General features: G+C 41.8%; 22 protein-coding genes. 13 read left to right on the forward strand and 9 right to left on the reverse strand.

All coding sequences use genetic code 11. From position 1 onward, the window contains the following. Nucleotides 1-4 precede the first annotated feature (4 nt). From AT15_RS08410 to AT15_RS08445, 8 genes are all read left to right on the forward strand, one after another. Complete coding sequence (locus AT15_RS08410; RefSeq protein ID WP_068348336.1) at nucleotides 5-964, forward strand: glycoside hydrolase family 130 protein; 960 nt, start codon at nucleotides 5-7, stop codon at nucleotides 962-964. A gap of 827 nt (nucleotides 965-1,791) precedes the next feature. Further along, nucleotides 1,792-3,447 carry a phosphoenolpyruvate carboxykinase (ATP) gene (locus tag AT15_RS08415; protein WP_068348338.1) on the forward strand — a complete coding sequence of 552 codons (1,656 nt, stop codon included), beginning with the start codon at nucleotides 1,792-1,794 and terminating at the stop codon, nucleotides 3,445-3,447. A 36-nt stretch (nucleotides 3,448-3,483) separates the two neighbouring features. Then, the gene (locus AT15_RS08420; RefSeq protein ID WP_153019733.1) at nucleotides 3,484-4,431 is read left to right on the forward strand and encodes a hypothetical protein; all 948 of its coding nucleotides are present in this window, start codon (nucleotides 3,484-3,486) and stop codon (nucleotides 4,429-4,431) included. Nucleotides 4,432-4,549: 118 nt separating this feature from the next. Next, a complete protein-coding gene (locus tag AT15_RS08425; RefSeq protein ID WP_068348342.1) occupies nucleotides 4,550-4,729 on the forward strand; it encodes a hypothetical protein in 180 nt (59 codons plus the stop codon). Nucleotides 4,730-4,733: 4 nt separating this feature from the next. Further along, nucleotides 4,734-5,408: a hypothetical protein gene (locus AT15_RS08430; protein ID WP_068348346.1), complete on the forward strand. Its 675-nt coding sequence runs from the start codon at nucleotides 4,734-4,736 to the stop codon at nucleotides 5,406-5,408. Between the two features lie 210 nt (nucleotides 5,409-5,618). Next, the gene (locus AT15_RS08435; protein WP_068348348.1) at nucleotides 5,619-6,242 is read left to right on the forward strand and encodes a hypothetical protein; all 624 of its coding nucleotides are present in this window, start codon (nucleotides 5,619-5,621) and stop codon (nucleotides 6,240-6,242) included. A 399-nt stretch (nucleotides 6,243-6,641) separates the two neighbouring features. After that, nucleotides 6,642-7,613, forward strand: a complete 972-nt coding sequence (locus tag AT15_RS08440) for an alcohol dehydrogenase catalytic domain-containing protein (protein ID WP_068348350.1) — start codon at nucleotides 6,642-6,644, stop codon at nucleotides 7,611-7,613. Nucleotides 7,614-7,679: 66 nt separating this feature from the next. Then, the gene (locus tag AT15_RS08445) at nucleotides 7,680-8,366 is read left to right on the forward strand and encodes a YjjG family noncanonical pyrimidine nucleotidase (protein WP_068348352.1); all 687 of its coding nucleotides are present in this window, start codon (nucleotides 7,680-7,682) and stop codon (nucleotides 8,364-8,366) included. On the opposite strand, the gene AT15_RS08450 is transcribed toward AT15_RS08445, so the two are convergent. Genes AT15_RS08450 through AT15_RS08480 form a run of 7 tightly spaced genes read right to left on the reverse strand, consistent with a single transcriptional unit; the run spans nucleotide 8,333 to nucleotide 15,829 of the window. Then, nucleotides 8,333-9,577 carry an MFS transporter gene (locus AT15_RS08450; RefSeq protein ID WP_068348354.1) on the reverse strand — a complete coding sequence of 415 codons (1,245 nt, stop codon included), beginning with the start codon at nucleotides 9,575-9,577 and terminating at the stop codon, nucleotides 8,333-8,335. The two genes, AT15_RS08445 and AT15_RS08450, sit on opposite strands and share 34 nt — an antisense overlap. A 25-nt stretch (nucleotides 9,578-9,602) precedes the next feature. After that, on the reverse strand, nucleotides 9,603-10,178 hold the full coding sequence (gene yihA / locus AT15_RS08455; protein WP_068348356.1) for a ribosome biogenesis GTP-binding protein YihA/YsxC: 576 nt from the start codon (nucleotides 10,176-10,178) through the stop codon (nucleotides 9,603-9,605). Next, nucleotides 10,179-12,536, reverse strand: coding sequence for an endopeptidase La (lon, locus tag AT15_RS08460; protein ID WP_068348359.1), 2,358 nt, complete (start codon nucleotides 12,534-12,536; stop codon nucleotides 10,179-10,181). A 4-nt stretch (nucleotides 12,537-12,540) separates the two neighbouring features. Further along, the gene (gene tsaE, locus AT15_RS08465; protein WP_068348363.1) at nucleotides 12,541-13,065 is read right to left on the reverse strand and encodes a tRNA (adenosine(37)-N6)-threonylcarbamoyltransferase complex ATPase subunit type 1 TsaE; all 525 of its coding nucleotides are present in this window, start codon (nucleotides 13,063-13,065) and stop codon (nucleotides 12,541-12,543) included. Further along, nucleotides 13,023-14,483: a glycerol kinase GlpK gene (gene glpK, locus AT15_RS08470; RefSeq protein ID WP_068348366.1), complete on the reverse strand. Its 1,461-nt coding sequence runs from the start codon at nucleotides 14,481-14,483 to the stop codon at nucleotides 13,023-13,025. Before glpK ends, tsaE begins: the two co-directional genes overlap by 43 nt. A gap of 4 nt (nucleotides 14,484-14,487) precedes the next feature. Then, entirely contained in the window at nucleotides 14,488-15,549 is a 1,062-nt protein-coding gene (locus tag AT15_RS08475) for a DUF362 domain-containing protein (protein WP_084251666.1), read from the reverse strand. Next, entirely contained in the window at nucleotides 15,530-15,829 is a 300-nt protein-coding gene (locus tag AT15_RS08480) for a hypothetical protein (protein ID WP_068348372.1), read from the reverse strand. The genes AT15_RS08475 and AT15_RS08480 overlap by 20 nt, the downstream gene beginning before the upstream one ends. A 75-nt stretch (nucleotides 15,830-15,904) precedes the next feature. Between AT15_RS08480 and AT15_RS08485 the strand changes: the two genes are divergently transcribed. The 5 genes from AT15_RS08485 (at nucleotide 15,905) to AT15_RS08505 (ending at nucleotide 22,291) form a co-directional block, all read left to right on the forward strand. After that, the gene (locus AT15_RS08485; RefSeq protein ID WP_084251668.1) at nucleotides 15,905-17,047 is read left to right on the forward strand and encodes a M20 metallopeptidase family protein; all 1,143 of its coding nucleotides are present in this window, start codon (nucleotides 15,905-15,907) and stop codon (nucleotides 17,045-17,047) included. Then, nucleotides 17,044-17,619 carry a 3'-5' exonuclease gene (locus AT15_RS08490; RefSeq protein WP_235598543.1) on the forward strand — a complete coding sequence of 192 codons (576 nt, stop codon included), beginning with the start codon at nucleotides 17,044-17,046 and terminating at the stop codon, nucleotides 17,617-17,619. The genes AT15_RS08485 and AT15_RS08490 overlap by 4 nt, the downstream gene beginning before the upstream one ends. A gap of 110 nt (nucleotides 17,620-17,729) precedes the next feature. Next, nucleotides 17,730-19,883, forward strand: a complete 2,154-nt coding sequence (locus AT15_RS08495) for a ribonucleoside triphosphate reductase (RefSeq protein ID WP_068348374.1) — start codon at nucleotides 17,730-17,732, stop codon at nucleotides 19,881-19,883. Then, on the forward strand, nucleotides 19,801-20,454 hold the full coding sequence (locus AT15_RS08500) for an anaerobic ribonucleoside-triphosphate reductase activating protein (protein ID WP_068348377.1): 654 nt from the start codon (nucleotides 19,801-19,803) through the stop codon (nucleotides 20,452-20,454). Before AT15_RS08495 ends, AT15_RS08500 begins: the two co-directional genes overlap by 83 nt. A gap of 13 nt (nucleotides 20,455-20,467) precedes the next feature. Continuing rightward, entirely contained in the window at nucleotides 20,468-22,291 is a 1,824-nt protein-coding gene (locus AT15_RS08505) for a glycoside hydrolase family 36 protein (RefSeq protein ID WP_068348380.1), read from the forward strand. Nucleotides 22,292-22,339: 48 nt separating this feature from the next. Here AT15_RS08505 and AT15_RS10575 read toward each other — a convergent pair whose 3' ends face one another. Together AT15_RS10575 and AT15_RS10150 are read right to left on the reverse strand one after the other, a co-directional pair. Then, nucleotides 22,340-22,726 carry an ArsR/SmtB family transcription factor gene (locus tag AT15_RS10575; protein ID WP_068348382.1) on the reverse strand — a complete coding sequence of 129 codons (387 nt, stop codon included), beginning with the start codon at nucleotides 22,724-22,726 and terminating at the stop codon, nucleotides 22,340-22,342. A 144-nt stretch (nucleotides 22,727-22,870) separates the two neighbouring features. Further along, the coding region (locus AT15_RS10150) for a transposase (RefSeq protein WP_161484668.1) at nucleotides 22,871-23,051 on the reverse strand (181 nt) is incomplete at its 5' end.

Below are 23,051 nucleotides of genomic sequence, written 5' to 3' on the forward strand. Positions count from 1 at the left end.
TAATATGAATAGCAAAAGAGCTGTTTTGTTTCTTTTTTTCCTCGTGTTTTCAATAAGCCTCTTTGGCATAAATTTGCCCTTTGATAAAGTGTATGAATTGAAAAGGCTCGCTGATTATCCCGTACTGCTGCCTGAAGGGATCGGGTTTCAAAGCAAGGCAACCTTTAATCCAGCGGCAATAAAGGTTGGAAACGAGATTTACCTCTTTTATAGAGCGGAAGACTGGACGGGCCATAGTGCCTGGAACGGTACTTCATCAATCGGGCTTGCAAAAAGTGAGGATGGCTTAAACTTTATCAAAGAGCCAGAACCCATTATCAAACCCGAACCTCCGTATGAAATACCCGGCGGATGTGAGGATCCGAGAATTGTAGAAATAGACGGGCTGTATATCATGACGTACACTGCTTATGATGGTAGCCAGGCAAGATTGTGCCTGGCCTATTCTAAAGACCTGAAAGAGTGGACAAAGGTTGGACCGATAATAAAGAAATTCCGCTGGTCCAAATCCGGCGCAATTATTCCTCAAAAAATAAACGGGAAGTACTATATGTATTTTGGCGACTCGCAAATATATATTGCCACTTCCAGCGATCTGGAGAACTGGAATGTAAATCCTTATGCCGTACTCAGGCCAAGGCCGGACAAATTCGATGCACGACTTGTCGAGCCAGGCCCACCACCGCTTATAACTCCTGAAGGAATTTTGCTATTCTATAACAGTGCTGATTATTCTGGAATTTACAGAGTTGGTGCAGCCCTCTTTGACATCGAAAAGCCTGACAGATTGCTGAAAAGAACTGACAAACCGTTGCTTGAGCCGGAGCTTTCCTGGGAAAAATACGGTCAGGTTCCCAATGTGGTTTTTGTAGAAGGGGCTGTTGAACATGGTGGCAAATTGCTTCTCTACTATGGAGCCGCTGATCTGTATGTTGGTGTAGCTGCTATTGACCTTTCTGAATAAAAACAAAAATTCGTTAAACGGCCACAAATGTGGCCGTTTCTTATACGTGAACTACTATACCTTACAGAAGAGAGGATAAGAATGGAACGAGAACAGAGAGGGCCGCTGTGCGGCTGATACGAATCCCTTCGGGATTGTTGCGAACCACTTCGTGGTTGCCCCGAACTGCTTCGCAGTTGTTTCGATCGACTTCGTCGATGATGCTCGCCTGCAGCGGAAAAAACATCGAGAATCCGAGAGCCCGAGAAGACGAGAACGGATGGAAATAATTGACGTACAACGAACAACGTACAACGATTTTCTTGTTTCTCGTCTTCTCGCACTCGAATCCCGGGTCTGGTCACCACTTCTCGGAATCTCGATTTTTCTCGTAACTCGGTTTTTCGTTGTAGGTTGTGCGTGGCTTGAAAAGCCGAGAGCCGATGTAGTTCCTGCTTCGATCTGTGATGGCTCATAGGTCATTTACACATTCCGCCGCCTGGGCACAGTACACAGACATAAATTCGAACAGTTCCTGCTCTACTGTTCGATTACACTTTATAAGTGGTCGCTCTTCAAAATTTATACTCCACTCATAGAAGTAGAGGTCCTCTTTTGAAAGAAATCGGTAAATCTGCATACTCTAAGAATAATGAGTTTAGCCCTATTCTTTTCAAATAGTCCTTTGTTATTGCTCCTTTTGAATGATTACAAGAAATATGTATAGTTTTTAATAGTGCTATAATCACCATGAAAAGTGAATATCCTCAAAATCAGTTCTGAGCATGCGGGCAAAGGTTGGTAAAAGCCCCGCATCTTTTTCTTTTACCCAAAAAGGAGGGTTCAGAATGGCGACAATATCTTCGCTGGAACGCAATGGAATATCAAAGGGTAATCCCATCTTTTCAGAGTTCAGAAGTATTGTTGAAACCGCTTTTTACAGAAATAACGTTGTAAATGTCAATTCCAGAAGGGAAGCCTATAAGCTGGCGATAGACTCGCCTGGAACAATTATCACTGATATGGAAGTATTTCAGCCTGAGAAACTTGGCCTTGAACCGGGAAGCAAGGTGCTTTTATTCAATGATGGGGCAGTTGTTGGTCGTTACGCCCCAGCGCGAAGAATTGTCGGCGAACCGGGGCTTGATTTGAAAGACTACGCTGCAAAACTCAGGGAAGCGGTCTATAACACACGATACAAAAAAATGTACCACGCGCAGGCAATAATAGGGCTTGATGAAGATTTTTCGGTAAAAGCCCATCTTCTTGTCCCTGAAGGTTATGAAAACACTCTTTACAATTGGCTACTGAACTTTCAACCTCTTACTGATAGTTGGTCTGAACTATACAAAAGATCAAAACAATTAAAGGGCGAGGGTGATATTTTCGTTTTCGCAGATCCGGATTGGAGCCATCCCGACCATCCCTTTGGGTTAACCTTTTTCGATCCTGAGCATAACGTAGCTGCTATTCTTGGAATGAGATATTTTGGGGAGTTCAAGAAGGGAACCCTGACCCTTGCGTGGAGCTGTGCAAGCAGAAATGGCTATGTGTCATGCCATGGCGGGCAAAAAAGGTACAACCTAAAAGATAAGAGTTTCGTAATTGGCGTTTTTGGACTTTCAGGTTCTGGAAAATCAACTCTCACTCATGCAAAGCACGGGGGGAAATACGATGTAACCATCCTTCATGACGATGCCTTTATCATCTCTTTGAAGGATGGCTCTTCTGTTGCACTTGAACCTTCTTATTTCGACAAAATGGCAGACTATCCTTTGAATTCCCCTGATAACAAATATCTGCTCAGTGTGCAGAACGTAGGTGCGACTTTAGATAACGAAGGCAAAGTAGTGATTGTTGCCGAAGACATAAGAAACGGAAACGGAAGAGCCATAAAATCCAGTTTATGGTCTCCTAACAGGGAGAATAAATTTTCTGAACCCGTTAATGCTATAATCTGGCTCATGAAAGATCCCTCAATACCGCCTGTGCTTAAAATAAATGATCCTGCCCTGGCCTCGACTCTTGGTGCAACACTTGCAACAAAGAGAACTTCAGCCGAAAGGCTTGCTCCGGGCGTGGATCCCGATGCTCTGGTTTTTGAACCCTATGCGAATCCTTTCAGAACCTATCCTCTTTCCATTGATTATCAGGGATTTAAAGATCTCTTTGAAAATAGAAACGTGGATTGCTATATCTTCAATACAGGACACTTCCTGAAGAAGAAGGTCACCAAGGATGTTACTCTGGGTATTCTCGAAGCGATAGTCACTAAAACCGCGAAATTCAAAAAATGGGGAAAATTCGAAGAAGTAGAAATCATGGAGATTGAAGGCTATGTTCCAGACTTCACCGATTCTGATTATATTGAGCTTTTGAAGAAGCAGATACACAGCAGGCTGGATTACATTCGCTTCCTTGACACTGAAAAAGATGGATATAACAAACTTCCTCAGGAAGCTTACGATTCGATACAACATTTATATGCCGAGATAGATCGCTGAGAGGTAATCAGCTTGATTTTTGGGAGGCAAGATAGAGTGAAAGAAATCAAGCTAATCGCTGAATTGGGAACTAATTATATCTTCCACTTATTGGCAGTAGCAAAGAATAACTATGATAACAGCTACTCACGCAAATATGCGAGCTCGATCAGCAACAAGCATCGAGAGATCCTGCAAAAATTCAAAGAAAGGCTAAACTTTGCGAATGGCAATGCAGGGGATCTTGTAGAATACTTAATATTCTTTCCCGCTTATCTTGGGCTCAATTCCCAGAATGATCTTGAAAGATACTTTGGTTTAATCAAAAAGGCGGCTCATGGAAGACCTGAAGGTTTCATAAAAGAATACAGGGAAAAAATATCTGAAAGAAAATGGTTGCCAAAGATTGATGACAGATGGTTCGAGATGTTACATGAAAAGCTTGAAGAAATAGAAATGCTGAAAGAGGTTTACATAGACAACTTCACAACTTACAAAAATCTGGTATGGCCTTATGAATTTCCACAAATGAAAAAGAAAGCTGACAGGTTAAATGAAAAGCTGAAAGGCTTAAATCTTATAGAAAAATGGGAAAAAGTAACAGGAAAATCATTCAAAGCAAAAAAATATGAAATAGTCCTTGTTTCGGCTATCGAGGGAGGGCCTAATGCAAATTCACTTGGATACAGTAAAAATGTTTTTTACTCCGAATCAGAAAGCAGCTTTATGATTGATTTCATAAGCCACGAAGTGGGGACACACATATTAAGTGATGTAGCTTTTGAGTTTTTCCAAGCTTTATCGACCAAACCGGAAAAAATGGCGGAGTTTTATGGCGCTTATGAGTGTATTGCGCAATTTTTTAATTCATTGGTATTAAATAGAGAGCTATCTTACGATTTAAAGCAATTCAACTCAGAGCGATACATATCGGCATTTAGAGAGTTATACTCTGTTGGAATAAATGCCCCAAAAGAATTGCTCATGAAAACCTTGGAGACTTGAACTGGTCATTTTCCCCATACTCAGCGCGTTTTTGCAAATCAACCACCAGGAGAGTTCCAAAAACATGTGAAAACTTGTGAAAAAGGTTATAATTAACCAAATTTTTAGGGGGGATTTTATGCTTTTGAAAGTTTTCTCTATCATCACTTTGATTTTGGCTGTATTATCATCTGGTTGTGGAATGGCTATTCGTTTTCGCTGGGTCGGAGAAATGGATTCTACTCCGCATATAATTTTGGGGTTAATCACATTGGTTTTTATGGTAATCTTAGTGGTTCTCATATTTTTGAAGGCATAGAAATATGAGCAATAATATAGATAAAATCATAAAGCAAATAGCACTAACTGCATCCGCTGGTCTTTTTCTTACAGTATTCTGGATAATTCTCACGATATTTACCATGCCATCAGGGAATGTTCAGGACCAGCTAATGCACTTAAAAAACAACCTGACGCTTTATAGGTGGAGCTTCTTCAACGCATCGTTGATTTCAATTCCCATGTCTGCTCTGATTATTTTGCTTGCCTTTTCAGTAGATAGTTTTAGAGAACACAAATTACTTGACATTTTAAGCGTATTCTGGTTAGCTCCATATATTGTGCTTGTAAGTATCACGTATATATCTCAATATACCCTTTTCCCCAGGCTCTTCGGCTCTAATGCTGATGTTCATCTGATTGAGATGCTCTATTTCTACAATAAAGATTCCTTTGTTTATTTTTTGGATTTGCTTGGCTATGTTTTTCTTTCGCTCAGCGCTATTTTTATTGGCCATAAACTCCTTTTAAGCAGAAACAAGTTTAGAAAAGCTGTTGGCCTTCTCTTCTGGCTTATGGCCCTGTCGGCTTTGACCGGGTTCGCAGGTTATGTAATGGATAATGTGGTTATTGAACAGGGCGTAATGATAAGCGGGGTATTCTCTATCATTTTATTCTTTCTTATCTCGGTTTCAGGAAAAAAGCTGTTTTCACGATAGGAAGAAAATACTTCATTTTTAAACCACTGCACAACCCAAACATGTAAGACATAGAATGGTTATTCTCGGTTTCCTGATCTCGACATTCAGGTTTGCGCTGTTTTTCGATCAAAAATTCTAAGCAAACTCTAAGGTTAGTCTAAGGTTTCTTTAAGGAAGGTCACCTATCATAGTGGTGAAGTTAAACATTCCCCTATGGAGGTGAGTAACATGAAAAAAGGTATTATCGTAACAACGTTGGTAGCGGTTCTCGTTCTTAGTGTGAGTCTTTTCGCTTTTGGTCCTCGCTGGAACGATCAGCAAGCACCTGCAGGAGCACCAGCGGCAGCAAGGGGCGTTTACTCTTGTAGGACAACGGAAAATTTTGAACCCTTGTACCAGCACAGAGATGACAGCGCATATTTCAATGGTGAAGATATCACAATAGAGGGCACCATTGTAGGGGTTGCATACATGCCCACAGAGATCAAGGTAGAAACAGCCGAAGGAATAGTAGAAGTCCACACAGGCCCCATCTGGATGCTGAGTGACATTGAATTAGCGGAAGGACAGAATGTTACAGTAGAGGGTAAATTGGTGACGGTTGATGACGAGAGCTTCGTAGTGCCCTCAAAAATAACGATAGATGGTACAGAGATAGTGCTCAGAGATGCTGATGGTTTCCCAACCTGGATCAAAGGCGCCATGATGAATCGAGCAGCTTATGGAAAAAGTCACAAAGCAAGAGGGAATTACCAGAATACACCACAGCAAGGAAATTACAGGAATGCTCCAAGCACGAGAGGAAACTTCGGTGGTAGAAACAGCCGTGGAACAGGAAACTGCTGGAGATAAATCTCACCCCTCAACGAAACCCGGGAGCAGAAGCTTCCGGGTTTTTTTATATGCATTGCACAAATTTGAAAGGAGAAAAAAACAGCGAAAAAAATATATCCATTTAAAATTAGAGAATTTTTTTCTTTCCCAAGCCTAAATTTGCTATAAACAATCATTTTTTGACTTTTTTGTCCCATGTCATTTTTGATTTAGAAGAGTAATATTTTTTCAGGGAATATACCCTATTAAAGGAGGCGTGCGAAATGCCTGGAAAGAACAAGAAAGAAAAGAAGACCAAGAAAGGCAAAAAAGATGAATAGAAATCTTATTCAAAGAGGTCGCACAAGCGACCTCTTTTTTTTGGAGGGGTGATAGAGGGTATAATCTAAATAAAACGAGGCCACCGGGAGTGATAGCATGAAAGCTGTATTTATTGAAAAACCATACAAAATAGTCATCAAAGAACTTGATGGCCCATCGAAAAAGCAAGGAGAAACTCTTATAGAAGTTCTGGCATGCGGGATTTGTGGTACAGATTTGAAGATTTTCAAAGGCGAAACGCTGGCAACTTATCCTCTCGTACCCGGGCATGAGATTGTAGGAAAAGTTGTGGATTCGGAAGAGTTCGAAAAGGGCATGCTTGTAACAGTTGATCCCAACAAATCCTGTGGTAAGTGTGAATATTGCCGTGAAGGAAAAGTGAACCTCTGCAAAAATCTCTCTGCTGTTGGCGTTACAAGAGCTGGAGGATTTGCTGAATTTTTAAGTGTTGACGATAGTCTGGTATACCCGCTAACACCTAACATATCGATAAAAACAGCTGTATTCGCTGAACCTCTTTCCTGTATTATTAATGGTTTCAATGTTTCCGGCTTTAATTATGTTTCAGATATGGCAGTTATCGGTGGCGGGCCCATAGGTGCCATTGTGGCAATGTTAGCTAAAAGATTTTCCGTAGGGAAAACAGTAATAGCAGAAACAAACAGCAAAAGGCGAGATTTTCTTGAAAGCAACTTCGCATTAGAAACCACTGATTACCTCGACCCAAACAAACATCTTTTCGATGTGGTTTTCGACTGCACAGGAAACCCAAAAGGGATTGAAATTGCCGCTTCTTTGACCAAAATGGGTGGAAGCACAGTGGTTTTTGGAGTAACAGCAAAAGGGGCAAAATCCTCTTTGGAAGCCTTTGAAGTTTACAGAAAAGAGTTGAGGATAACCGGCTCTTTCATCAACCCTTTCACCATGTCAAAAGCCGTAAAAATCCTCAATTCAGGGGAATTCAACTTCGATCCTTTGGTAACAAAGGAACTGTCTCTGGAAGAAACGGTTAGCCATATCAATGGGGATAAAACCGCTGAAATGAAAGCAGTATGGATTAATTCCTGACCCCTGCTACTTATGAGCCAAGAAAGCATGAGATAATAAATAAAACTAATATTTGGAGTGATTGCTTTGAAATACAGTATTGTATATTTTGATCTTGATCACACACTTTTTGATTTTGACAGGACCGAGAGAGAATCACTTGAGGTTGTTTTGGAGAACGCATCTGTGGAAGCGACACCAGAGATGATCAAGAGGTATAAAGAGATAAATGCAACGTTATGGAGCGAGTTTTCAGGCGGAAAATACACCAAAGAGTTCATAGCTGTTGAACGTTTCAAGAGGTTTTTCAGTGAGTTCAAAGTTAACAGGATTTCGCCGGAAGAAGCGAGCACCTTGTTTGTTAAAGAGCTTTCGAAGAGAGGTTATTTCCTGCCCGGAGCCGAAGATTTTCTCAAAAAGCTGAAAGAAGCAGGCCAAAGAATGGCGGTTATTACTAACGGCATTAAAAAAGTTCAGGAAAGCAGAAAACAAGTAGCTAAGCTGGAGCGTTTTTTTGAATTTTTGTTGACTTCAGAAGAAGCAGGAAAGCCCAAACCTTTCCCGGATATTTTTCATCTGGCCGCCAGTAAAAGCGGGGTTCCTCTTGAGGAGTCTGTGTATGTTGGTGACAATCTCGAAACGGATTATGCTGGTGCGAAAAATGCTGGAATTAATTTTATCCTCTATCAGCCAGAGCCTGTTGAAAAAACCAGCGGTCTCGATTTAAAGGTAGCTAGAAATTATGATGAACTTTTCGCATTGCTTGCCGATTGATCATCTATCTGTTTTAGCTTTGCAGGGATATATAACGACAGCATTCCAAGCCCCATTATAACCAGAGCCATACCAACGCTGAATTTGTCCGCCAGAAGCCCTAATATAGGAGCGAGTGCAGCTCCAATTAGAGTTTTTAGCTGTGATTCGGCAGAAAGCCCCGAAGCCATTGTAGTATGCGCAATGGTGTCGCTTAGATAAGCTATGTTCATAGGCCGCCTTGCGTTTTCAACAACAAAGAGCAAGATAAAGAGCAGAATAGATACGATTCTTAACGTGCCGCTATCAAAGACCCCTGCTAAGATTATCGCAAAAGCCCCAAGTATGTAGGTAATATTGAGAGCCTTTTCTTTGCTTCCAAAGAGCTTTGAAACTTTCCAGGCGCTTCTTGAAGCATAGCTTGTAAGCAAATACAGAACGAAATACACTAACCCCACTACGATGGATGTGCGCTTCTGGGTTGAAAGGAATGTAAAGAGTGGCAATGCCAGAGCTGTACTTTCGAGAATTGGCTGAAGATATTCTTTTACTGTTTTGTAGAAAGAGTCAAAAAGAGCTGAGTTGAATAGCCCTTTTAGCGAGTAGCGGTGTTTGAAGATCTGAAAGAAAGCCTTTATGGATTCCTCTTTGGAGGTTTTTTTGATATCCCCATCAAGAGCTTTAGGATACGTAGCAAGATTCAGCAGGTTGATAATGTAGGGAACAACAGCAACAAGAAAGACCATCTTATATGTTCCGCTGTAAAACACCAGTGCTGCTGCTATAAGGGAATTTATTGCAGAACCCAGCTGAGAAAAAGACCTTGTGGCACCATAGTATTCGACTTTTTTGTCTTCCTGACCGGTAAGGCGCAGATATTCCAGAATCATCGCTTTGTGTGTTCCTGTCCTGAAAGCCTCTCCAAGGGCAAATAATACCATAGAGCCAATATACACGTAAAAATTAGGGAAAAAGTAAAAAGACAAAAAGGATACAATGTATGAAACCATCGAAAGCACCATGGAAATGCGCCTGCCGTAAAGGTCAGCGATAATCCCTGTAGGCAGTTCCATGAAGTTTATAGCTATTTCTCTCACCGAAAAGAGGGTTCCTATTTGTAAAAAAGAGAGACCCTGTTCCCTGAAAAAGAGGATAATAAAGGGCTCAAAGAACCTGAGATTTTTAAGAAAGCCGTAGCTTGCAAATTTCACAAACTGCGTATCCTTTTTCAAGCCGCCTACCCCCAAATAAGAGGCTCTATTTTCCAAAAAGTATATTTATCAATTCAGAGATCCCTTTTCTTGTTTTGGCGGAAACGGGCACGATAAGCGGAGAGCCCCATGTCTCTAATTCTTTCCTGAAACTATTTAACATCTTTGAGAGCTGATTTCCTGAGAGTTTGTCTGTCTTCGTGAGAACAGCGACAAAGGGAATAGAATAATACTGAATCCACTGGAGCATCTCCAGATCTTTTTTTTGAAGATTGTGCCTGGAGTCCAGCAACAGAGCAATAAGATTCAGATTTGGCCTTGATTTGAAGTAATCTGTAATTAACGCTTGCCAGCGCTTAATTTCCTGATGGGAAGCCTTTGCATAACCATAACCCGGTAAATCGACAAAAAAATGTTTTGAGTTGATCAAGTAGAAGTTTACAGAACGTGTTTTCCCTGGAGTTGAGCTTGTGTGGGCAAGCCCCCTCCTGAATATAGCATTCAGGAGGGTGGATTTTCCCACGTTTGACCTTCCTACAAAAGCTATTTCACGCTCTTTAGGCTCTGGGTAATCTCCGGGTTTGAACACTGTTTTGTACAATTCAACGGATTTTATGAGCACCTAAATCAGAGCCTCCTTGAGCACTTCATCAACTTCGTTTACAAATACGAATTTCAATGCTCCCTTTATTTCATCAGGGACTTTCTCGAGGTCTTTTTTGTTTGCCTTTGGCAATATTACAGTTTTTATACCAGCCCTGTAAGCGGCCATGAGCTTTTCTTTCAATCCACCAATGGGAAGGACCTTTCCCCTGAGCGTTATTTCACCCGTCATGGCAACATCATGCCTTACAGGACGTTTAGTCACAGCTGAAATTATTGCGGTCAGCAATGTTATTCCTGCCGAAGGCCCATCTTTTGGGACAGCGCCTTCGGGCACATGTATATGGAAATCGGTGTTTTCAAAAAACCCGTTGTATTTCTTCTGGTTACACTCTTTGCGTGCAAGGCTGAGGGCTATTTGAGCAGATTCTTTCATTACATCTCCAAGTTGACCTGTTGTGATGAATTTGCCTTTTCCACCCGGCACAGGCAGGACTTCTATATACATGATTTCACCACCAACAGCTGTCCAGGCAAGCCCTGTAACAACACCGACCTCCGGTTTTTTTCTAAAGTCGCTATCAGCAAACCGTGGGACTCCAAGGAATTCTTCAAGGTTCTTTATGCTAACTTTTACGCTTTTGGCACCTTCTGAAAGTCTTAAAGCTGCACGCCTTATAACCTTTGCAAGGCTCCTGTCAAGTTTCCGGACACCAGCTTCCCTTGTGTATTCACGGATAATTCTCTTTATAGCGCTCTGAGTGATACTCACCTTTTTGTTGTTGAGAGAGTACTCTTCATAAAGCTTTGGAAGAATATAGTCTTTGGCGATATGTAATTTTTCGGTATCAGTGTAACCCGCGATCTCGATTACTTCCATTCTGTCCAGTAAAGCAGGCGGTATTGTATAAAGCACATTTGCTGTGGTTACAAAGAGAACCTTCGATAGGTCAAAGGGCAGCTCAAGAAAGTGGTCAGTAAAGCTGCTATTTTGCTCAGGGTCAAGTACTTCAAGGAGAGCCGATGCCGGGTCGCCTTGAAAGCTGATGCCCATTTTATCCACTTCATCTAGTACGATTACTGGATTTTTTACACCGAGTTTGCTTATTGTCTGGATAATCCTTCCCGGTAGAGCTCCCACATATGTTCTGCGATGTCCTCTGATTTCAGCCTCATCGCGCATGCCGCCCAGAGAGATCCTTCCGAATTTTCTGCCCATTGATTCAGCGATAGACCTTCCAAGGGAGGTTTTCCCCACACCCGGTGGCCCTACAAGGCAGAGTATGGGCGCTCTTAGATTTTCAGAGAACTTTCTTGCAGCCAAAAATTCAAGAATGCGTTCTTTGACATCCTCGAGCCCGTAATGATTCTTATCGAGGAATTTCCTTACTTTCAGGATATCGATATTGTCGCCGGTTTCCTCGTACCATGGGAGCTTTAGTATCCAATCGAGGTAGGTTCTTATTACGGTTGCCTCTGCTGAATATGGAGACATCTTTTCCAACCTTGCGATTTCATGTTCCGCTTTTTCGATTACCTCCTTTGGATACTTCCCTGTTGCGAGCATCTCTTTGAGCTCTTTTATTTCGGCGTCTTCCTCGCCTTCGAGCTCTTCCTGAATGGCTCTCATTTTTTCCCTGAGGTAATACTCTTTTTGGTTCTGTTCGATTTTTTCTTTGACCCTCCGCTCGAGTTCTTCTTCAAGCGAAAGTATTTCGACTTCACGAGTGAGAAGTTCCATTAACAATTCCAGCCTTTTTCGTGGCGAAACCTCTTCCAGCAATGCTTGTTTCTCTTCGAGCTTTAAGGGGAGGATAGAAGCTACGAAGTCAGCGAATTTATCCGGGTTTGAGGTATCGTCTAAGGCAAGCGTCGCCTCATCCGGAAAGCGCCTGCTAAGGTTGACATATTTCAAAGCAAGCTCTCTTACTTTCCTTATAAGGGCTTCAAGAGTTTTGGTGGCTTTGAACCTCGGTTTCATTACTTCAACCTTTAACATAAAAGCCCTTTCTTGCTCTATGACCTCCACGGTTTTTGCCCTTACCAATCCTTCAACCAATATCTTGTAGTTCCCATCGGGCATTTTCATGAGCTGAACAATTTTTACCACTGTCCCGACTTTGTACAGGTCATCGGCGGACGGATTTTCTTCTTTTATATCTTTCTGCGAAACCAAAAAGAGCAGCTGGTTGAATTTTGCAATAGACTCCTCCAGAGCGGTGAGGGATTTTTCGCGTCCCACGTACAGCGGCATCACTGCTGATGGGTATATAAGCATGTTTGTTCTTGTGGCTATTGCGGGCAAGATTTTAGGTATAGCCACTTTCTTGTCTGAACCGCTTGCGGCTTCTTCGAGTATCTGGAATTTTTGACTCACGCTTTCACCTCCTATCAGTGCTATGAGTTTTGTCTTTGTCCCTTTTAAGGTCTGAAAGAATCTCAGCCAGGATATGGGTGAGCCTTTCCGAGTGAGTTTCTATTTTCAGTTTTCTTTTCAACTCATTCTCATAGTATAGACATATTTTTAGCGTTTCTGTTCTTGAAATCTTTAGCTTTTCAGGCCACTCAATAGCGAGAATTGAATTTTCATCGAGCAATTCCTCAAACCCCAAATCCTCTATTTCATCTTCACTATCGAGTCTGTAAAAATCAGCATGAATGAGCTGTAACCGGGGGCCGGGATACATGTTAACAAGCGTGAAAGTGGGGCTTCTTACATAATCAGGAGCAATGCCCATGCCCTCAGCCAGCCCTTTCACAAAAGTGGTTTTGCCTGTTCCGAGATTCCCATAAAGTAGCAAAATCTCTCCGCCTGTAAGGTTTAATCCCAGGAGTTTGCCTATTTTTCTTAAAGTTATTTCGTCTATGTTTCCCAGTTCATAGATCTTTTTATCGCTTCTTTCCACCTGTGATATTCTTCCTCCATTTCCCGACCCTTTGGTGTGAATTCTATCTCTGTCTTTCTTTTGTCTTTCAGAGATGATTCATCCCAGAGTCCCACTGCGATTCCGGCGAGCATAGCAGCCCCAAGAGCCGTTGTCTCCTTAATCAAGGACCTATCTACCGGAATTCCCAGTATTCTTGATTGCAAATCCATGAGAAAATTATTGCGTGTCATGCCTCCATCTACCAGTAACCTCTTTATTTTTATGCCAGTTTCCTTTTCCATGAGTTCCACTATGTCTCTCGTCCTGAAAGCAACGTATTCTAAAACGGCCCTTACAATATGGGCTTTTGTCGTTCCGCGAGTTAATCCCACGAACAACCCGCGAGCTGTTGAATCCCAATAAGGTGCACCCAGCCCTGCAAGAGCACCAGAAAAGTATACCCCACCATTGTTTTCTGCTTGTTTTGCAAGTGTTTCAGTTTCCTCAGCCGTTGATATTATTCCCAGGCCATCTCTTAGCCATTTGACAAGTGCTCCCGATGCGAAGATAGACCCCTCCACAGCATAGGTAATCTCGTTTTTTATCTTCCAGCCAATAGTCGTCAGGAGCCCATTTCTGGAGAATTTCGGTGCATTTCCTGTGTTCATCAGAAGGAAAGACCCCGTTCCGTAAGTGCATTTCATGTCTCCGGGGTTAAAAGCGCTTTGACCAAAAAGAGAAGCCTGCTGGTCACCTGCTATTCCCCCGATAATAGGACCATAGATAGAACTGCAAAGCTGTGCAGAAGAGTCCACCACTTTTGGCAGGAACTCACGTTTTATAGAAAACAAATCAAGCAATTCCTGATCCCAGTCAAGCTCATTTATGTTAAAGAGCATGGTTCTCGAAGCGTTCGAATAATCGGTAATGTGCATCTTTTCTGGCGTTAAATTCCAGATTAACCATGAATCTATCGTGCCGAATCTTAGAGTTCCTCGCTCTGCTGCGGCTTTCACTTCTTGAACATTTTCGAGCATCCATTCCATTTTAGTTGCCGAAAAATAAGGATCGGGTCTTAGCCCGGTTTTTGAATGAATTAGTTCTTCATGGCTTTTTTTCAATTCTTCAGCTCGGTTGCTTGTCCGCCTGCATTGCCATACAATTGCGTTGTAAAGAGCTTTACCGCTTTCAGCATCCCATGCAACCACAGTTTCTCTCTGGTTTGTAATGCCTATGGCTTCAATTTCTTTGAAAGAAATCCGTGCATCTTTTACCGCTTTTTCGATGCAGGACATGGCGGTAAGAACTATATCATTGGGGTTGTGCTCGACCCATCCGGGCTTTGGATAAATCTGCTCAAATTCTTCCTGCGCTACCGCGACCTGATAGAGTTCTTCGTCGAAAAGTATTGCCCTGGTGCTGCTAGTCCCCTGATCGATTGTTAGAACGTAACCCATTTGATCACCCCTGTAAAATAAATTTCCTTTTCAGCTTTATTGCGTCGTATTGGCAAACCTCATGACAAACGTAGCATTTTATGCATTTTGAATAATCAATCTTCTGTTTCTCAATTGAAATAGCTGAAGCAGGACATCGCATTTCGCATTCTTTGCACCTGATGCAATTTCTTCCGTCAATGAAAGGAACTCTTGATACTAATCTTGAAAGCAAAGAAGATTTGCTTATTAACCGGATTCCATCAGGAAGCTTTAAATGTATTGGTTTTGGAGAATCTCCTTGCAATTCATATTTCGGAGTAATTCCCAGCCTTCTGGCATAAAAAATCGTCGGGACCATTTCAGCGGGGACCTCGTACAGCTGAGAAATGGCATCATCCAGAGCGAACCCGTTTTTGCTGACTGCGACGATTCCAAAGTTTACCGCTTTCCCATTGGCAGGTCCATTTCCATGCATTCCTACTACACCATCGAGAATGTTTAACTTCGGATTTATAATTTCATGAAGCTCAATAAGCATCTTCGCGAAGCTTTCCCTTGAAACTGCCTTTATATGCCAGAGCTGCTTTCCCGAACCCACTATACAACCAAAAGTATTTTTCACTGCCAGAGTTAAAGTCATGAGTGAATGCGTTTTCAACTTTGGCAGATTTACAACGGAATCCGCCTCCAGCACCTGCTTGGCTATTTTGAATTCTCTCCGGGTATTGTAAGAGGTTTCTGATTTTTTGGGATCGGTGAACGTTACAAGTTCAACCCCATATTTTTTGCAGACCTCTTCGATGCCGCTTTTAGCAGCAGCTTTCCGGGTGTTGCCACTTACAGGGCTATCGCCAACAGATAAACGCAATCCCATATCCTGAAAGAGCTCTATAACTGCTGAAAGAAAAAGGGGATGTGTAGTTACAGCGGCTTCAGGCTCTCTCCCGGTTAGCAAATTCGGTTTCAGAAGAACTTTTTCACCCCTTGTAAAAAGGTTTTCAATCCCCAGATTTTCAAAACTTTCCTGGAGCTTTTCCTTTACGAATGAATAATCCGGACAGCGCTTAATTATCACTCTGGTCATGCTTTCCGTTCTCCACATTATTTTTTTGATCTTTGGGGTATATTACCCTTTTTTTTCGGTGCCTGTCATCTATGACACACTTTACGCCTTCTGGGAGCTCAAAGATATTTTTGGAGAGCACCTCGATTATTAGATCTTCAGGAAGCGAAGTGATAACCCACAGATCGCTTAGATAGATCCTTTCAGCGCTTCTTATCGGTGCCTTTTGTAATGCCGAGGCGATACCCTTTACCAGGCTTTCTTCTATTTTTGGTTTTTCATTGTTTGGTTCAAGATTCATAAAGCACCTCCATGTTGAGGGTAGTTTTTGTGCTATATTGTTACTAGCTCGATAATAATTATACCTTAAAAGGTGGTGATTGCCCTGAAAAGAAACGCGCTTCCAATTGAATTAAGGCACAGACTCCATATGTATCCTGAAGGCGGGCACAAGGAATTCAAAACGAAGAGCATACTGTTACAGTTTATTGGCGATCTAAATTGTGAAGAATTAAAGATTTACGAAATACTCGAAACCGCCATTTTGGTCGAATACACATCAAATGCAGGTAAGCCTTATGCGCTTTTCAGGGCTGACATGGATGCCCTTCCAATTGAAGAAAAAACCGGTGTGGAATTTCATTCAAGGCATAGAGGCTGGATGCACGCTTGTGGTCACGATGTACACATGGCCGTGCTTTATGGACTTATACAAAGAGTTTGCAAAAACCTCCCTGATAGAAATGCGCTATTTCTCTTTCAGCCGGCAGAAGAAGGGCCGGGAGGGGCAAAGCCAATTTTAGAAACGGGTATTTTTGAAGGTTATGATATAAGCGCTGCTTATGCTTTGCACGTCAACGCGGAATTTGACCTGGGCACTGTCGCTTCAAAAGAAGGAGTAATTTTTGCGAGCCCAACGGAATTTGAAGTTGTCTTTCGTGGAAAATCCGCACATGGTTCAACGCCTTACAAAGGCAAGGATACTATATTGCCCGCTGCTCAGTTTGTTCAGAGCCTTTATGCTTCTCTGCCCATGATTCTTTCAAAGGATGCGCCTCATGTGCTTAGTATAGGGAAAATCGCCGGCGGGCAGAGAAAAAACATCATAGCTGACTATACGGAGCTTGAAGGCACGTACAGAGTAATGAGAATGTCTGACAAGGACAAAATCGATACACTTATGGCGCGCCTTGTGAAAGAGCTTTCTGATTTCTGGGGTATCGATGGAAGTTTAAATTTTTTGGCGCATTATCCAACCGTTGTAAATTCTAAAAAGCTCGTAGAAAAATTAAAAGCGGTCGCCAGAAAAAGTGGTTTAAAGTTCATCAAGTGTGAGCCGAAGCTGACAGGTGAGGATTTTGGATTTTTCAGCCACAAATATCCCTCACTTCTATACTGGTTAGGATGTGGAACAGAAGGGATGCGCCATGACCTGCATACACCGGAATTTTTGCCATCAGATGAGGTTATAGAAGAAGGTATAATGTGCATGTATAATTTGCTTTCAGGCGGGGAGTGAAAACTCTGGAATTTGTTGTGATCGATACTGAAACCACCGGATTGAGCCCTTATAAGGGAGCAAAGCTCATAGAAGTTGCCGGAATGGTGGTTGACAAAGACTGGAACATCAGGGAAGATATGGCCTTTCATTCAATGATTAATCCCGGGGTTCCCGTGCCTATTTTCATCACAAAGCTAACAGGAATTAACAATCGTATGGTAAAAGATGCCCCTTCAGCTGAAGAGGTATTACCTGAATTTTTCCGCTTTATATCAGGGCGTGTGCTCGTTATTCAAAACGCCCCTTTTGACCTCTCCTTCCTGAATTACTATGCAGAAAAACTTGATTTGCCGAGAATTACAAACCCAGTTATAGATACCATCAGGCTTTCAAGAAAACTTTTCAGTGGCAGGCACAATCTTGATCTCATTCTTGCAAGGCTCAATATCCTTGCAGAGGACAGGCATAGGGCACTTGGGGATGTAATTTTAACAGCAAAGGCTTTTGTGAAAATGGCAGCCATGATAGGGGAGGAAGAAATCTTCAAATTGGCTTCTCGAAAAGCATTTCACGGAAAACCCAGATCATAAAAATTAGCTTAGATCCCTTCTTATCACTTATTATCAGAGTTGCAAATATACTATATATTGTGTTATTATGATTTTCGTTATCAATTTATAGTTGTTATGGGGGTGTAAAAATGCTGCGCGTTAGAAAAAGAAATGGCACACTTGCCGATTTTGATCTTTCAAAAATCAGCCTTGCAATCAAAAAAGCTTTCGAGGCGACTTCGGCTTCATATACGGATGAAATCATCGAAAGAATTAGCTTGAGGGTGTTCTCCGACTTCCAGGACAAGATTATAGACAGCATTATAGATATTGAAGATATACAGGATTCTGTTGAAAAAATCCTTGAAGACCTTGGTTTCAACAAAGTGGCAAAGGCATATATTCTTTACAGGAAGCACCGTGAAAAGCTCCGGAATTTGAATACCTCAATGCTGGATTTTTCAGCCACAGTCAACGATTACCTTAAGCAAAAAGACTGGAGGGTAAACGAGAACAGCACGGTAACTTACTCAATAGGTGGTCTTATTTTACACAACAGCGGCACTGTGACTGCCAACTACTGGTTAAATGAAATATATGACCCTCAAATTGCAGAAGCCCATAGAGAAGGAGACCTGCACATTCATGACCTGTCAATGCTTTCCGGATATTGTGCAGGCTGGAGCCTTCAGCAATTAATAGAGGAGGGACTTGGCGGAGTCCCGGGAAAAGTATCTTCAAAACCAGCGAGGCACCTTTCGACTCTGGCAAACCAGATGGTGAACTTCCTTGGAATACTACAGAACGAATGGGCAGGAGCTCAGGCTTTCAGTTCCTTCGATACATATCTCGCTCCCTTTGTGAAAGTCGACAGCCTTTCTTATAAGGAAGTCAAGCAGTACATACAATCCTTTGTATTTGGCGTCAATACCCCAAGCCGATGGGGAACCCAATCACCTTTCTCCAATATCACCCTTGATTGGACTGTTCCCAAGCGCCTGAAAGATAAACTCGCGATAGTCGGTGGTGAAGAGCAAGATTTCACCTATGGTGATTGCCAGAAGGAAATGGATATGATTAACAGAGCATTCCTTGAGATAATGATGGAAGGAGATGCCAATGGGAGGGGATTTCAATATCCAATTCCCACATATAACATAACCAGAGATTTCGATTGGGAAAATCCCAACGTTGAATTGCTCTTTACAATAACAAGCAAGTACGGGACACCGTACTTCCAGAATTTCATAAATTCTGACCTCAACCCCGAAGATGTGCGCTCTATGTGCTGTCGCTTGCAGCTGAATAAGAAAGAGCTCCGCAAAAGAGGTGGTGGGCTTTTTGGCTCTGACGAATTTACTGGCTCAATTGGGGTTGTAACAATCAACCTGCCAAGAATTGCGTATTTGAGCAGCAGCGAAAGGGAATTCTTCAAAAAGCTTGCAAGAATGATGGATCTTGCGAGTAGGAGCCTTGAAATAAAGCGTGAAGTGGTTGAAAAACTCAATGATGCTGGCCTTTATCCCTATACAAAACGCTATCTGAAAAACTTCGACAATCACTTTTCGACCATTGGCCTTGTCGGGATGAATGAAGCCTGCTTGAATGCCGGGTGGCTCAAAAAGCCGATATATGTAGAAGAGGCAAGAAATTTTGCATTAAGGGTACTCGATTTCATGAGGAATAGGATGGCCGATTACCAGGAAAGCACAGGGAACCTGTATAACCTGGAGGCAACACCGGCTGAATCCACATCTTACAGACTGGCTAAAATAGACAAAGAGAAATTCCCGGATATTATTACAGCCGGTACTGATGTGCCCTATTACACAAATTCTACCCATCTGCCCGTAAATTATGAAGTCGATATTTTTACGGCGCTGGATTTGCAGGAAGAACTTCAAATAAAGTATACTGGAGGTACCGTGTTCCATGCTTTTCTGGGTGAAAGCATTACTGATTGGGAAGTTACCAGAGAGCTCGTGAAAAAGATTTCAGAGAATTACAGGATCCCATATTTCACTATTTCTCCGACATATTCTATTTGCCCGACTCATGGGTATATAAAAGGGGAAGTTTACCGCTGTCCAAAGTGCGGAAAGGAAACAGAAGTGTATTCGAGAATAACAGGATATTACAGGCCTGTACAGCACTGGAACAAAGGTAAAAAAGAAGAATTCAAAAACAGAAAAACTTTTAATGTTTTCAGGGGGGAAGTAGATGGATTTCGCAGGATGGCGCGAAGTGAGCATGGTGGATTATCCGGGGAAAATAGCGCTGACTCTCTTTACCTCAGGTTGTAACTTTGATTGCCCTTATTGCCACAACGCGGAATTGAAGAAAAGAGTAGAGCACACTCTAAAAGAAGAAACTGTCTTTGATTTTATCGATTACCGAAGGAAGGTTTACGATGCAATTGTCGTCACGGGAGGGGAGCCTTCCCTTTATGGATATGAGTTGATTGATTTTTTTATAAGGATTCGAAAATATTTCCCGGAGAAATTGCTTAAAGTCGACACAAATGGTAGCAATCCGGATTTCATTGACAGAATGTACGGAGTTGTAGATTTTGTGGCACTTGACATAAAGGCCCTTGATTATTCTTCCTTTTCGAACACGAGTTTTTATACCATAGTTGAAAGCCTTGAATCCATAAAGCATTTTTTGGATTATGAAATCAGGCTAACCATGTATCCGCCTTTAATCAAGCAGGAAGACTTGCCGAAATATGTTAAGCTATTAAAGGGTGTGAAAAGGGTAGCGGTTCAACAATACAAACCCGTTGATTCGATAAATCCCTATGATATGAATGTCCTGGAGAACTTCGTAAAGGCTTTGAAGCCTTACGTAAATCAGGCTTATATTAAGTTCTGATGGAGGTGGATTGATGAATTTCACAATACCAGGCGCCGAAAAGGCGTCCTTTTTGACGGAAAAGGATGTTCTTGAAGTATACGCAGGAGATTTGGCTTTCAGGTATCGTTTGGAAAAGTCAAAGGGAATTGCGCTTGTCTTCATTGCAATCAAGAACCTTTCAAAAGAGGCAAAAAAACTGGGCAGCTTTAAAATTGCGGAAATTTCTGAAATAGAAGGACCTATGTATCTCAATAACTGGCAATCATGGCTACCTTACAAGCGTTTCGATACGCCTCCGAACCTTTCAGGCTTTGCGGAATTTGCGCAAACGAACGAGATTTCTCTTTTAACCGCTTCACCTGTCCCGGAGCTTTTAATAAATGGGATTGTACCAAGCGACTATTTTATATCGGGAGATGATTTTCTTATAGGAGCTCTGGCTTCCAGGATATCACATCCGTACTTCATCTGGGACAAAAATACTGAAACCATAAAGGTATACGTTGAATTGTTTGGAAAGCCTCTTGAACCCGGGAACGAGATAGAGCTTGAACCTTTTGCCATTTTTAAAGGCAAATACAATGAAAATGTTGAAAGATATGCCTTAAAGCTTTCTGAATACAACGATGTTAACTTTAAGCCCTTTGAAGGTATTGGCTGGTGCAGCTGGTATAACTACTTCACAGAAATAGATTTTGATGAACTGAGCAAGAATATTTCGCTGCTCAAGGTTTTAAAGGAAAAAGAAAAAATACCCTATACACTCATTCAGCTCGATGATGGCTATCAAAAAGATATAGGTGATTGGACAGCGACTAACGATAAGTTCCCTTCCCTGGAAAAAATCGCCGGGACGATTAAGGAAAATGGATTCACAGCGGGAATATGGCTTGCACCCTTCAGCGTATCAGAAACTTCCAGTACCTTTCGAAAACATCCGGATTGGCTTGTAAAAGATTCGACGGGCAAGCCTAAAATTGTATATAAAAACTGGAATAAGAACATATATGGACTCGATTTGACCCATCCAGAGGCGCTGGCTTTCTTAGCTGAAACTTTCAAGAAGATAGAAAGTGCGGGATTCAAATATTTCAAAATTGATTTTCTTTTTGCCGGTCTAATTCCAGGTATCAGGCATGATACGAACGCAACTCCTGTTGAAGCTTACCGCAAGGGAATGGAAACTATAAAGACTGCTGTTGGAGAAGAAGCTTTTATCCTTGGATGCGGAGCACCTCTGTTGCCAAGCATCGGATTCGTTGATGGCATGAGAGTAGGGGCGGATACCGATCCAGAGTGGAAAGAACACTTGCCCGATTTAGGCTTCCCGAGTGCAAAATACGCTATCAGGAATCCATTGACGCGCTATTTCATGAACATGAGCCTGTGGCATAATGATCCAGACACAATGATATTAAGGCATACTGCCAAACTATCCGAGAATGAGAGAGAGCTATATGCAACGGTATGTGGATTGCTGGATAATATGCTTCTTCAGAGCGACGACATGGCTCAGGTTGATGAGAAAGGTATAGCCCTTTTAAAAAAAGCCTCACAGCTATTGGGGGGGCGACCCCGGGTTTATCAAACAGGCGAAGAAAGCTTTGTGATCGCCGTAAAGGGAGGCTCACATTATAACAGCATCGGGATTGTAAACCTCGGGGATTCCGTTGCTAATATAAAAATTCCTGATGATGCATTGAATTGGTCCGGGGTAAAACTTGAGAAGGTCAATATCGAAGTTGGATCACGCTCCATTGCATTGTTTAAATCGCCTTCCAGAGCAGTTGAAATGAGAAAAGATACCAAATACAAAGATGATGGCAGACAGGTAAATTACTACGAAGAAAGCTAACGAAAGTTTGTTTTTTCTGGAAATAACCGCTCTTGTTAACAAGAGCGGTTATCTTTTTTTCTCACCAATATGAATTGATCCGATTTCGATAATTTCGCTGATATGCTCATCACAGATGGAATACCTTATAAACTTTCCTTCACGTTTTGACTTAACCAATCCATGGTGTTTCAATGTCCTCAATTGGTGTGAACATGCAGATTGGTTTAACCCTACCAATTCAGAGATTTTTTTCACGCATTTTTCTCCGTCCATGAGGACATGTAAAATCTTTAATCTCGTTGGATCCACGAAAACAGAAAAAAAGTCTGCAAGTTCTTGGTAATACCGGTGCTCAGTATCAAAGTCAGGGGTAACCCTTTTGGATGGAATAGTATCAACTCCTTTTAAATGGGATAAGCAAAAAGATTGATTATTAAAAATTATAACATTTATATGCTCATATGCTCATGAATATAAGACAATGAACATGAAAAATGTTTACAAGATAAAAAAGCAGCCCGCTATATAACCACAGGATATGAGCAAAAGTATTTAATTTCGGTCTGACCCCCAATAATGAGACAAGGGTTAACGAAATCAAGCTTTAACGGATTGAATCATGGAAATGCTACGACATTTCTTAAAAGCTTGTGGTGTCATGTATTTCAAAGAACCATGTGGTCTGAGATTGTGATAGAAATTCATGTACACCTGGTATTTCTTGTAAACGTCTTCCGCATTCTCAAATGTATTCATGGATACGAATTCTTTTTGTACA

The organism is Kosmotoga arenicorallina S304, assembly GCF_001636545.1.
In the GTDB taxonomy this organism is placed as follows: domain Bacteria; phylum Thermotogota; class Thermotogae; order Petrotogales; family Kosmotogaceae; genus Kosmotoga_B; species Kosmotoga_B arenicorallina.